Below are 12,694 nucleotides of genomic sequence, written 5' to 3'. Positions count from 1 at the left end.
TATACTACCAGCTAAGCACCAATAGTTTGTTAAAAGGTAGCATGAGCGTGTTGATTTCGCTGGTAAAAATATTTGCAAAGCTGGCTTTAGCCGGACTCGTCATAGCGCTGCTTGCTGTCGCAGGTGTCTATTACACCCTTGCACCGCAACTTCCGGACGTTGAAAGTCTGCGTGAAGTCGAGTTCCAGACCCCTATGCGCATTTTTTCCAGCGACAACAAGCTGATAGCCGAATTTGGCGAAAAGCGCCGCACACCGGTCAGCTATGAAAGCATCCCGACCGACCTGGTACGCGCCTTCCAGGCCGCGGAAGACAGCCGCTTTTTCGAGCATATCGGCATAGACTTCAGGGGACTCAGCCGGGCCGCATTCCAGCTTGCCACCAGCGGCCAGATTCAGAGCGGTGGATCCACCATCACCATGCAGGTTGCGAAAAACTTCTTCCTCAGCCGAGAACGCACCTTCAACCGCAAGTTTATAGAAATCCTGCTGGCCCTGCGCATTGAGCAGGAACTGACCAAGGAAGAAATATTCGAGTTGTACATCAACAAGATATATCTGGGGCAACGCGCCTACGGCATCGAAGCGGCGGCCGGCGTATATTTCGGCAGCAGCATTCAGGACCTGACTCTGGCACAGATGGCCACTATCGCAGCCTTGCCCAAGGCTCCCTCCTCCGACAACCCCATCCGTAACCCCCAACGCTCCATCGAGCGGCGCAACTGGATTTTGCAGCGCATGCACAGCCTGGGATACATTTCTGATCAGGCTTTCGAAGAGGCTTCAGTTGCCCCCGTCACGGCACGTTACCACGGTGCGGACATCGAATTGAATGCGCCCTATGTCGCTGAAATGGTACGTAGCGAACTGTTCGAGCGCTTTGGCGAAGAACTCTATAACGATGGCTATCGTATTTACACCACGCTGGACAGCAAGCTGCAGACCAAGGCCGCCCATGCACTGCAAAATGGCCTGCTGGATTACAGCACGCGCCACGGGTACAGAGGCCCGGAGTCCCAACTCAATACAGCGCTAACGCCCGATGCCATCGCGCAAAAACTTGAGAGCATGACGAGCTATGCCGATCTTGAGCCCGCCATCGTCACCCAGGTGGACGACAAGAGCATTCAGGCCAGCCTTAAAAGCGGCGAAAGCGTTACTCTGGACTGGAATGGCCTTAAGTGGGCACGCAAATACCGCAGCAATAACTCCATGGGGGCGCCCCCCAAGAAGGCGGCAGATATCCTCGCCACTGGCGATATTATCCGCATCTACAAAGACGCCGACAGCTGGACTCTTAGCCAGCTGCCACAGGTCCAGGGCGCCTTCGTCGCGCTCGATCCAAAGAATGGCGCCATTCGCGCCCTCAGCGGCGGTTTCAATTTCAACCTGAACAAATTCAACCGCGCAACCCAGGCCTATCGCCAGCCCGGCTCCAACTTCAAGCCGTTCATCTACGCCGCCGCACTGGAAAATGGCTTTACTCCCGCCAGCCTGATCAACGATGCACCCGTGGTATTTCATGACGCCAGCCTGGGGCGCAACTGGAGGCCGCAAAACTACAGCGAGCAGTTCTACGGCCCGACACGACTGCGTGAAGGTCTGTTCAAGTCCCGCAACCTGGTTTCCATTCGCCTGCTGCGTGCGGTGGGCATCGAGACTACCATCGACTACATTCAGGGCTTTGGTTTTGATCCGCAGCGCCTGCCCCACAATTTGTCGCTTTCGCTTGGCAGCGCCGACGTTACGCCTATGGAAATCGCCACCGGCTACGCCGCTCTTGCCAATGGAGGCTACAAGGTTTCGTCCTACTTTATACAGCGCATCGAAGATCAGCACGGCAACCTTATTTTCCAGGCCAGACCCGCCTGCGCAGATTGCAGCCAGGCACAAGACATTGAAAACACCACCACACCCCAACAACTATCCCCCAGCGCACCGCGTATCATGGAGCCTCGCACCGCCTACCTGATGTACAGCATGCTGCAGGACGTCATTCGCCAAGGCACGGCGACTCGCGCACGCAGCCTGAAGCGCAGCGATCTGGCCGGCAAAACTGGCACGACCAACGATCAGAAAGATGCCTGGTTCACCGGCTTCAACCGCGATTTGGTCGCCACCGCCTGGGTCGGCTTCGACCAACCCGCCCCCCTTGGTCGCAGCGAATTTGGCGGCACAGCAGCATTGCCCATCTGGATCGACTTTATGGAAACCGCGCTGGATCAGACACCCGAAAACGGCCCCGTACAACCTGATGGCATAGTACGGGTAAAAATTGATCCGGCCACCGGCATGCTGGCGTACCCTGGCCAGGAAAATGCCATTTTCGAAGTGTTTCGCGCCGAGGACACCCCCTCCAGAGCCGCCCAAAATGCCGCAAGCGGCGGCCAGATCACCACAGACGACATTTTCTAAGCCCGGGCCGACGACTCAGGCCTGCATCCCCACCAAAGCTGCAACCACGATTCAGTGCAACACAATCAAGGCGAAACCCTGACATTGCGGCTAAATATCGATACAAAAGAAAAGAGCAGAGTAATAAAAGAAGAAATCAGCAGGTAGAGCCACACCACTTGGTACTGGCCCTGTCGCACAGCAGCAATACCAAAGCAGAGCAAAGGCTTGCCTGAAACTGGCGCCCAGAACCTGGATACAAAAAAGGGATGGCTCCTCTGTCACTCCAGAACCTGAGCCTGGAATTCAGCGAACCACCCCATTCTCTAGCAGCCTGTCGGACTTACCACTGACCTACTGCGGAAAAGCCGAATTTGGTCATTTTATGTGCTCTTTTTTGTTAAATAGAACCACTATTCGCCTCAAAAGAGCTCAAAAACTGCCTCAAATCGGTCTTTCCCTCGTTACGATCGGCCAAGTTCGACAGGCTAGGACAGCCTCCTAGGACCTCGAGTTAATCCGACACAGCCTTGCGCCGGACTAACTGGATTACCGCCAAACGATCACTTCAACAGATCAGCAACACTTGTCAGCGGGTAATGCGCGGGCAGTGGCAGACGTGCAACGCCGCTATCGATTGCAGCCTGAGCGACCGCCATGGATACAACACCGAACAGGCGGTTATCAGTCGGCTTGGGAATAATGTACTGCGGACCAAATTCCAGCGCGTCCAGCTCATAGGCGGCCAGCACGTCCTGCGGAACCTCCAGCTTCGCTAGTTCAGCCAGAGCCTTGACCGCGGCTTCCTTCATGGCTTCGTTGATTTCAGTGGCACGCACATCCAGTGCACCACGGAAAATGAACGGGAAGCCCAGGACGTTATTCACCTGGTTCGGGAAGTCGGAACGACCCGTGGCCATGATCACATCGCTGCGGGTGGCATGAGCCAGGTCCGGATGAATTTCCGGATCCGGGTTGGAGCAGGCAAAGACGATCGGCGTAGCCGCCATTTTGGCCAACTGCTCTGGCTTGAACAGGTCTGGTCCGGACAGACCCACGAACACATCGGCGCCTTCGATGGCATCATCCAAAGTACGCAGGTCGGTTTCAGTGGCGAACACCGCCTTTTCAGGGCTCAGATCATCACGACCAGAGTGGATCACACCCTTGCGATCAATCATGAAGATGTTTTCAACCTTGGCGCCCATGTTGATCAGCAACTTCATGCAGGCAGACGCGGCAGCACCGGCGCCCAGGCAGACGATGCGGACTTCATCCAGCTTCTTGCCGGCAATCTCCAGCGCATTGATCATGCCGGCCGCAGTAACGATCGCGGTACCATGCTGGTCATCATGGAAGACCGGGATATTGCAGCGCTCGATCAGAGTACGCTCAATTTCAAAGCACTCTGGCGCCTTGATGTCTTCGAGGTTGATACCGCCAAAAGTTTCGGCAATGCGGGCCACGGTATCGATAAAGGCCTGCGGGCTCTCCGCATCGACTTCGATATCAACAGAATCAATGCCCGCAAAACGTTTAAACAGAAGCGCTTTGCCTTCCATAACCGGCTTGGAGGCCAGCGGTCCCAGGTTACCCAGACCCAGAATGGCGCTGCCGTTCGAAATAACCGCCACCAGGTTGCCCTTGGCGGTGTAACGGTAGGCATTGTCCGGATCACGGGCGATTTCACGTACCGGCTCGGCAACACCCGGGCTGTATGCGAGAGCCAGATCACGGGCGGATTCGGCGGGGGTTGTCAGTTCTACGCTGATCTTGCCCGGACGGGGAAACTCGTGATAATCGAGTGCGGCTTTCTTAAATTGCTCAGACATGGTTGCAGGCTCAATAGGCTGATTTATTAGATTGCAGGGGTTATGAATGATATAGAAAACACCTTATACCCACAATAACCCTCAAAGCACATGAAATCGACGCTGCAGGAATAGGCAATGCAGCTTAAAATGACGCCCGGAATTCACGGTCATTAATGTGTTTTTATAATTTATTATCAATAAGTTAGCTCAAAAATGCTGAGTCAAAAATAAGCTGTTCGCCCCTATGCAAGACAGCATCAGCACCCTCAATTCAACGCCGAACAGCACTGCCATCACCGTGGAATCCCGCAATAAAACAGCCGGTCATCGCGTTAAATCCAGGCTGCACGCCTAGCCCAGACCGGCACAGAACCCACCCGAACCGGGGCCCAAAACCTGCCTTTGCCTGATCTAATCAGACTCGTCAGACCCAAACGAAAAAGGCACTCCAGAGGAGTGCCTTTAGCAAAAAATTTCTTGGCAATTTCAGCCGAATTACTTCGCCAGCTTGAGACCACCGAAACGCTTGTTGAAGCGATCGATACGACCACCGGTAGTGGCGTCTTTCTGCTTGCCCGTGTAGAACGGGTGGCACTGGCTGCATACGTCGACGTGCATGTTCTGGCACATGGTAGAACGTGTGTTCATCTCATTGCCGCAAGAGCAGGTTACGGTAACGTCTTCGTACTTAGGGTGGATTCCAGTTTTCATCACAAGCCTCGATAATCTGTGCCGCTACCCGATCAGCATTTCTGCCGGGCACCGCACTTTCGTTCCATAGAATAATGCCACGGTTTATGACCGTAACCAGGCGCGTGATTATACGCATAGCCCTGTGCGGTCGCAAGCAATTAGCCCCTTCAATAGAGCCCCTATTACGCCTAGACTAGGGAGCTTCCGAGCCAGCACCGACGCCATGACAATTCTTCGCATCGCCCTGCCGACACCCCTGCGTCGCCTGTTCGACTACCTGCCTCCGGCCTGCGGACTGGAGGCCATTCCCGCTATAGGCGTGCGTATTCGTGTGCCCTTTGGCCGCCGTGAACTCACAGGCGTATTGATAGAAGTCGCCCAAACATCCGAGTTCCCGCTGGCCAAGCTCAAGCCTGCACTGGAGATACTGGATCAGACGCCGCCCTTGCCACTCCACCTGCTGGAGCTGGCCTGCTGGGCCGCGGACTATTATCAGCATCCCGTTGGCGATGCCCTGCACCAGGCGCTGCCAGTTCTGCTGCGCAAGGGCGAGAGCGATCAACCCAGCCCGCAACTGCGCTGGCATGTGACGCCGGGTAGCAACAGCGATGCCATAGCACCCCGTGCCAAAAAGCAGCGCGCCCTGCTTGAGTGGCTGCTGCAGCACCCCGAGGGTCTCGATAATCCGACCATTCGCAGTGCCGGTTACAGCAGCGCGCAGCAGAAACTGCTGAGTGACAAGGGATTGATCGAAGAGCGCGAAGCAGCCCTCAGCGCGACATCTGCAACTCCCGCTGACACAGAACTGCTGCGCCAGTCCGTACTCCCCCTGAATGCAGAACAGCAACAGGCGCTGAATGCGGTGTTCGAGCGTGATGGCTTTAACCCCGTCCTGCTGCAGGGCATCACCGGCTCCGGCAAGACAGAAGTCTATCTACAGGCCATCGAACGCATCTTGCACCAGGGTGGCCAGGCGCTGGTGCTGGTACCGGAAATTGGCCTGACACCGCAAACCGTGAGCCGCTTTCGCTCCCGCTTCGCCGTGGAAGTCCAGGTTCTGCACTCCAACATGACCGACCGTCAGCGTCTGGACGCCTGGCTGCAGGCCCGCTCTGGCCAGGCACGGGTGGTAATCGGCACCCGCTCGGCGCTGTTCACGCCCCTGAAGACGCCCGGCATCATCATCGTCGATGAAGAACACGACACCTCGTTCAAGCAACAGGATGGTTTTCGCTATTCGGCCCGCGACCTTGCGGTGATGCGCGCCCGCGCTGAAAACATTCCGCTGGTACTGGGCACGGCCACGCCGTCGCTCGAAACTCTGCACAATGCCCATAGCGGCCGTTACCGCCATGTGCGCCTGAACGAGCGCGCCGGCAACGCCCGTCCACCCGGATTCGAGCTCTACGACATTCGCCAGCAACCGCTCAACAGCGGCCTGTCGGATGAAGTGGTGCGCCGCATCGGCATTGAGCTGCAACAGGGCAATCAGGTGCTGCTGTTTCTGAACAGACGCGGTTTCTCACCGGCGCTGATGTGCCACCAGTGCGGCACAGTGATCGAGTGCGACCGCTGCGACGCCCGCATGACGCTGCACCGTACGCCGCCACATCTGCACTGCCACCACTGCGACCATCAGCGCCCCATCCCGCACCGCTGCCCGTCCTGCCATAGCTCCGACTTCAAGCCCCAGGGTGCCGGCACGGAACGCACCGAAGGCGTGCTGCAACAACTGTTCCCCGACACCGATGTAATCCGCGTCGACCGTGACAGCACGCAGCGGCGCAACGCCATGCAGGACATAATGGAGCGCGTGCACGATGGTCGCCCCTGCATTCTGGTCGGCACCCAGATGCTGGCCAAGGGACATCATTTCCCAGCCGTCACCCTGGTCGTGATTCTGGACGCCGATGCAGGCCTGTTCAGTGCGGATTTTCGCGGCATGGAGCGCACCGCCCAGCTAATTTTGCAGGTTGCAGGCCGAGCGGGCCGAGCGGAGCGTCCGGGGGAGGTATTGATGCAGACACACCATGCCGATCATCCAACGCTGATACAACTGGTGAACCAGGGTTACGAGGCCTTCGCCACGGCGGAGCTCAAGCTGCGCCAGAAAAGCGGCCTGCCTCCATTTATATACCACGCACTGCTGCGCGCCGAAGCCAACCGCCGCGGCCGGGCCGAAGCCTTTCTGAGCACTCTGTGTAGCGCACTTGCGTCCGGCGAGCTGAACCTGCCCGCTGTCAGCTGGCTGGGCCCCTTCCCTGCCACCATGGAGAAACGTGCCGGATTCTTCCGCGCCCAGCTGCTATTGCAAAGTCACGACAGGCGCGCCCTGCAACAGTTGCTAAGCAACATCACGCCCTTGCTGGAGCAGTCTCCCTTGGCCCGGCAGGTACGCTGGAGTCTGGATGTAGACCCCATCGACAACCACTAATCACCCGGCGGCGCTCGGCCTGATATCGCCAAAACAATCACATAGGGTCGTAGTTGGAAAAAATTGACCAGCCAGTCCGTTTACGTGCCCCTTAACAATAAGGCGTCAACAGGCGATAATGCGCGGTCGATTTTTGTCCAATCCGAACCGGTAACTCACGTCTGATGAAACAACATATTGCGGATCTAATCGATTCTGCGCTCGCCACACTGATTGCAAACGGCACCTTGCCTGCCGATATCCAAACCAATGTCATGGTGGAAAACACCCGTGATAAGACGCACGGTGACTTCGCCTCCAACATTGCTTTGACGCTGGCCAAGCCTGCCCGACAAAATCCGCGACAGCTGGCTCAGGCGCTTCTCGATGCGCTGCCCGCTTCGACGCAGCTCGCCAAGACCGAGATTGCCGGCCCCGGATTCATCAATTTCTACATGAAGGCCGATGTTGCCAATCAAGTGGTAGCCGCCATCCTCAGTGCCGGTCATGAATATGGCCGTCAGCCCGCCAACAGCGCCGGTCGTGTTCAGGTCGAGTTCGTCTCAGCCAACCCCACGGGCCCGCTGCACGTAGGTCATGGTCGTGGTGCCGCCTATGGTGCGACTGTATCGGATCTGCTTGAAGCCGCCGGCGTACAGGTCGAGCGCGAATACTACGTCAACGATGCCGGGCGGCAAATGAACATCCTCGCCACCAGTGTCTGGCTGCGCTACCTCGAAAACGGTGGCGAAAGCTTCGCCTTCCCGAGCAACGGCTACAAGGGTGCATACATTCACGATATCGCCGCTGACCTGCGCGCGCGCCTGGGCGATACCCTGCACCACAGCAGCGCCATAGTCTTCAGTGATATCCCCGCCGATGAGCCTGCAGGCGGTGACAAGGAAGTGCACATAGATGCCCTGATCGAACGCTGTCGCGCCCTGCTGGGCGATGACGGCTACGAGCAGGTTTTCAGTGCCGGCCTGGACTCCATTCTCAGCGATATCCGCGATGACCTCGGCGGTTTCGGCGTGCAGTACCAGCAGTGGTTCAGCGAGCGCTCCCTCACCCATACCGGCGATGTCGACAGCGCCCTGAACAAGCTGCAGGAAAAAGGTTACCTGTTCGAAGAAGAAGGTAACCTCTGGTTCCGCTCCACCGACTTTGGTGACGACAAGGACCGAGTTGTGCGTCGCGCCAATGGCCAGACCACCTATTTCGCCTCCGATATCGCCTACCACATGAACAAGTTCGAGCGCGGCTTCGACAAGGTCGTCAATATCTGGGGTGCTGATCACCACGGCTATATCACCCGCGTAAAAGCGGCGCTGGAAGCCATGGGCTACGACCCGGAGCGCCTGGTGGTGCGACTGGTGCAGTTCGCCATACTGTACCGCGGCCAGGAGCGGGTGCAGATGTCCACCCGTTCAGGTTCCTTCGTCACCCTGCGTGAACTGCGCGAAGAAGTGGGCAACGATGCCTGTCGTTTCTTCTATGTCACCCGCAAGTCCGAACAGCACATGGACTTCGATCTGGAGCTGGCCAAGTCCGAGTCCAAGGACAACCCCATCTACTACATTCAGTATGCGCACGCCCGTGTCTGCTCGGTGCTGCGCAAGCTGGATGAAGCCAGCTGGTCCTGGGATCAGGCTGCAGGCCTCGCCAACCTTGGGCTGCTGGACACCGAGCACGAAAAGGACCTGATCACCAAACTGGGCAAATACCCGGAAGTACTGCAGGGTTCGGCGCTCAACTACGAACCCCACGTGCTGGCCAACTACCTGCGCGAACTGGCCAACGACTTCCATTCCTACTACAACGCTCACAAAATGCTGATCGATGACGCCGATCTGCGTAACGCCCGTGTGACCCTGAGCACGGCGGTACGCCAGATTCTGGCCAACGGCCTGCAACTGCTGGGCGTGTCGGCACCGGAACAGATGTAACCCCATGGCGTCACGCAAGGACTTTGCCCAGAAGAACAACCGTAACAGCGGCGCCAGCCGCGGCCGCAACAGCGCGCCCTCCAGGCCCGCACCGCGGCAAAAGAAAAGCGCCTGGCCACTGGCGCTGGTGGTAGTCGTGGCGATCGGCGGTCTGGCCTATGGCCTGATGCAACTGAACAGTTTTCAGTCGGCCCCCGCCAAACCACAGACCAGGGCCATAGCTCCGGCACCGGCACCGGCGCCTGTGGCGGCCAAGCCCGAACCCACGCCAAAGCCAGCGGAACTGGATAAGGCTCCGGTGCCCAAAGAAGCCGTGAAGGAGATATCGATCAACAGCAGCGAGCCCGCACCCGAGCCGCAAACGCGTTTCGATTTTTACGAAATGCTGCCCAAGAGTGAGGTTCAGACACCCACGGTGGAGGCTTACAAGTCAACACCGCGTGATGCCAAGCTGGAGCAGAGCTATCTGCTGCAGGCCGGCTCCTTCCGGGATCCAGCCGATGCCGAACGCATGCGCGCCCAGCTATTGCTGGCCGGGTTGCCCAATGTACACACGAGCAAAAGCGAAGGCAGCAATGGCACCTGGTATCGGGTTCGCACCGGGCCCTTTGACAGTCGCACCGCCATCAACAAGGCGCAGAACAAGATGGCCAAGATGCGCATCCTGCCCATGGAAATAAAGCAGTAAATCGCCCAGGGTGGCAGTGCGCATCAGCGTACCGCCACCCTGGTCGCTTGCCCTATTCTTACCTGCTAGCGCCTCCCCGCTCTGCCCCGTGCTGCTCACCCTGACTGTATCCCGATACAGCGTTTTGCCCTCCTGCCCCCTAGGAGGGCCGCTTGGCGTAACCCGAGTTCGTAGCTCACCACAGCGACGCGGCTGGCGAGCGGGTATAATTTGCCCGCTACGCTTGAATTTCGCGGCTGCGGCACCATCTTTGCGGGATAGGCTTACTCAGGAGCAGCACATGACAACAATCGTATCCGTGCGTCGGGGCGACAAGGTAGTGGTTGGTGGCGACGGCCAGGTATCGCTGGGCAACACCGTAATGAAAGGCACTGCCAGAAAAGTCAGCCTGCTGCCCAAGCATCAGGTTATCACCGGATTCGCCGGCTCCACCGCCGATGCCATCACCCTGCGCGATCTGTTCGAGCAGCAGCTCGACAAACACCAGGGCAACATTGTTACCGCAGTCACCCAGCTGGCCCGCGAATGGCGCAGTGACCGCGCTCTGCGCAAGCTTGAAGCGCTGATGCTGGTCGCCAACAAGGAGCGTACCTTCCTGATCTCTGGCAGCGGCGATATTATCGACCCCGAAGATGGCGTCATAGCAATCGGTTCCGGCGGCAATTATGCCCTGTCCGCCGCCCGTGCCCTGGTCGCCAACAGCGAACTCCCGGCCCGTGACATCGTTGAGAAGAGCCTGCAAATCGCCGCCGGTATCTGCGTCTTTACCAACGACAACCTCACCATCGAAGAACTGAATTCCGTGGCCTGACGGGCGACCCGAGGAAATAGACATGTCCAACATGACACCGCGTGAAATCGTCCACGAGCTGGACCGCCATATTATCGGTCAGGATGCCGCCAAGCGTTCGGTCGCCGTAGCACTGCGCAACCGCTGGCGCCGCATGCAGCTCAACGAAGAGCTGCGGGCCGAAGTATCTCCCAAGAACATTCTGATGATAGGCCCCACCGGGGTCGGTAAGACTGAAATCGCCCGCCGGCTGGCCAAGCTCGCCAACGCCCCCTTTATCAAGGTCGAAGCGACCAAATTCACTGAAGTCGGCTACGTCGGTCGGGATGTGGAAACCATAGTGCGCGACCTGGTCGATATGGCCATCAAGATGGTGCGCGAGCAGGAAATGGACAAGGTGCGCTTTCGGGCCGAGGAAGCCGCTGAAGAACGTATTCTCGATGCCCTGCTGCCCCCGGCCCGCACCACGGGCAATGAGCCTGCGCCTAGCAAGACCGACAGCGCCACACGCCAGGTATTTCGCAAAAAGTTGCGCGAACATCAGCTGGACGACAAGGAGATCGAACTCGATCTCGCCCAGCCCAAGGCCGGCGTTGAAATCATGTCGCCACCTGGCATGGAAGAAATGACCAGCCAGCTGCAGAGCATGTTTGCCAACTTCGGTGGAGACCGCAAGCAGCATCGCCGCCTGCCGGTGAAGGAAGCCTTCAAGCTGCTGGTGGATGAAGAAGCCGCCCGAATGGTGAAAGATGAAGACATCAAGCAAAACGCCATTGAACTTGTAGAACAGAACGGCATCGTCTTTCTCGACGAGATAGACAAGGTCTGCAAGCGCTCCGACTCAACCGGCGGCGATGTCTCCCGCGAAGGCGTACAGCGCGACCTGCTGCCGCTGATCGAAGGCTGCACCGTCAGCACCAAGCACGGCATGGTCAACACCGACCACATACTCTTTATCGCCTCGGGCGCCTTCCATCTGGCGCGCCCGTCCGACCTGATTCCCGAACTGCAGGGCCGTCTGCCGATTCGCGTCGAGCTCAATGCTCTGACCCCCGATGATTTCCGTCGTATTCTCACCGAGCCCAACGCCAGCATCACCGAGCAGTACCGCGAGCTGATGAAGACCGAAGGCGTCGAGATCGAATTCGGCGACGATGCCATCGCCCGGATCGCGGAGCTGGCGTTTAAGGTCAACGAGCAGACCGAGAACATAGGCGCCCGTCGTTTGCACACCATGATGGAGCGACTGCTTGAAGAGCTGTCATTTACGGCCTCTGACCTGGGCGGTGAAAAGCTGCTGATCGATGCCGCCTACGTCGACAAATACCTGGCCGAGTTGAGCCAGGATCAGGATCTGAGCCACTACATTCTCTGATCCGGCCGCAGCGCCCACCGGCGCTGCTCCAATAAATTAAAGCGACGGGCAAAGTCCCGCCCCAACGCCACAGGTTGTGCGATGAACGAAGTACCGCTTCCCTCCGACATCCGTTTGCATCTAAAGTCACGCACGCTGGAACTGGTGTACCCGGATGGCAGCTTCGAGCTCACCGCCGAATACCTGCGCGTCCACTCCCCTTCGGCCGAAGTGCGCGGCCATGGCATTGGCCAGGGCGTGCTGCAAACCGGCAAGAAACTGGTAGGGCTCAAACAGGTAGTGCCGGCCGGCAACTATGCCCTCAAGATCGTGTTTGATGACGGTCACGACAGCGGCCTCTTTACCTGGGAATACCTTTACGACCTGGCCCACGACTACGACCGTTACTGGAACGACTACCTGCGTCAGCTCGAAGCCGCCGGTGCCTCCCGCGATGGTGGCATGATCGCCAGAGGCTAACAAAGCCGAGTCCCTGTGCAACAGCGCGACGCCAGGAGCCTGTCGGGCTTAGCCGATCGTCGCGAGGGAAAGCCCGTTTTGAGGCAATTTTTGAGCTCTTTTAAGGCGAATAGTGGTTCTATT

Annotated in this window: 9 protein-coding genes; 7 read left to right on the top strand and 2 right to left on the bottom strand. The window is 58.2% G+C overall.

Translation table 11 applies throughout. The features are described from left to right. Positions 1-41 precede the first annotated feature (41 nt). A complete protein-coding gene (locus tag MPRO_RS11080) occupies positions 42-2,414 on the top strand; it encodes a penicillin-binding protein 1A (RefSeq protein ID WP_067291950.1) in 2,373 nt (790 codons plus the stop codon). Between the two features lie 542 nt (positions 2,415-2,956). On the opposite strand, the gene MPRO_RS11075 is transcribed toward MPRO_RS11080, so the two are convergent. Together MPRO_RS11075 and rpmE are read right to left on the bottom strand one after the other, a co-directional pair. Beyond that, positions 2,957-4,225 (bottom strand): malic enzyme-like NAD(P)-binding protein, encoded by a 1,269-nt coding sequence (locus tag MPRO_RS11075; protein WP_067291947.1) that lies wholly within the window; start codon positions 4,223-4,225, stop codon positions 2,957-2,959. 477 nt (positions 4,226-4,702) lie between these two features. Beyond that, positions 4,703-4,918, bottom strand: a complete 216-nt coding sequence (gene rpmE / locus MPRO_RS11070) for a 50S ribosomal protein L31 (protein ID WP_067291943.1) — start codon at positions 4,916-4,918, stop codon at positions 4,703-4,705. A gap of 205 nt (positions 4,919-5,123) precedes the next feature. On the opposite strand from rpmE, the gene MPRO_RS11065 reads away from it, so the two are divergent. The 6 genes from MPRO_RS11065 (at position 5,124) to MPRO_RS11040 (ending at position 12,571) form a co-directional block, all read left to right on the top strand. Next, positions 5,124-7,334 (top strand): primosomal protein N', encoded by a 2,211-nt coding sequence (locus MPRO_RS11065; RefSeq protein ID WP_067291940.1) that lies wholly within the window; start codon positions 5,124-5,126, stop codon positions 7,332-7,334. A gap of 164 nt (positions 7,335-7,498) precedes the next feature. After that, the gene (argS, locus tag MPRO_RS11060; RefSeq protein WP_067291937.1) at positions 7,499-9,259 is read left to right on the top strand and encodes an arginine--tRNA ligase; all 1,761 of its coding nucleotides are present in this window, start codon (positions 7,499-7,501) and stop codon (positions 9,257-9,259) included. Between the two features lie 4 nt (positions 9,260-9,263). Continuing rightward, positions 9,264-9,947 carry an SPOR domain-containing protein gene (locus MPRO_RS11055; RefSeq protein ID WP_067291935.1) on the top strand — a complete coding sequence of 228 codons (684 nt, stop codon included), beginning with the start codon at positions 9,264-9,266 and terminating at the stop codon, positions 9,945-9,947. 280 nt (positions 9,948-10,227) lie between these two features. Then, complete coding sequence (gene hslV / locus MPRO_RS11050; RefSeq protein ID WP_067291932.1) at positions 10,228-10,758, top strand: ATP-dependent protease subunit HslV; 531 nt, start codon at positions 10,228-10,230, stop codon at positions 10,756-10,758. A 22-nt stretch (positions 10,759-10,780) separates the two neighbouring features. After that, positions 10,781-12,112 carry an ATP-dependent protease ATPase subunit HslU gene (hslU, locus tag MPRO_RS11045; RefSeq protein ID WP_067291930.1) on the top strand — a complete coding sequence of 444 codons (1,332 nt, stop codon included), beginning with the start codon at positions 10,781-10,783 and terminating at the stop codon, positions 12,110-12,112. An 81-nt stretch (positions 12,113-12,193) separates the two neighbouring features. Next, positions 12,194-12,571 (top strand): gamma-butyrobetaine hydroxylase family protein, encoded by a 378-nt coding sequence (locus MPRO_RS11040; RefSeq protein WP_067291926.1) that lies wholly within the window; start codon positions 12,194-12,196, stop codon positions 12,569-12,571. Positions 12,572-12,694 lie beyond the last annotated feature (123 nt).

Origin of the sequence: Marinobacterium profundum (assembly GCF_001528745.1) — a bacterium.
Taxonomy (GTDB): domain Bacteria; phylum Pseudomonadota; class Gammaproteobacteria; order Pseudomonadales; family Balneatricaceae; genus Marinobacterium_A; species Marinobacterium_A profundum.
Note: the sequence above shows the minus strand (reverse complement) of the source record. Positions and strands in the feature narration are given on the sequence as shown.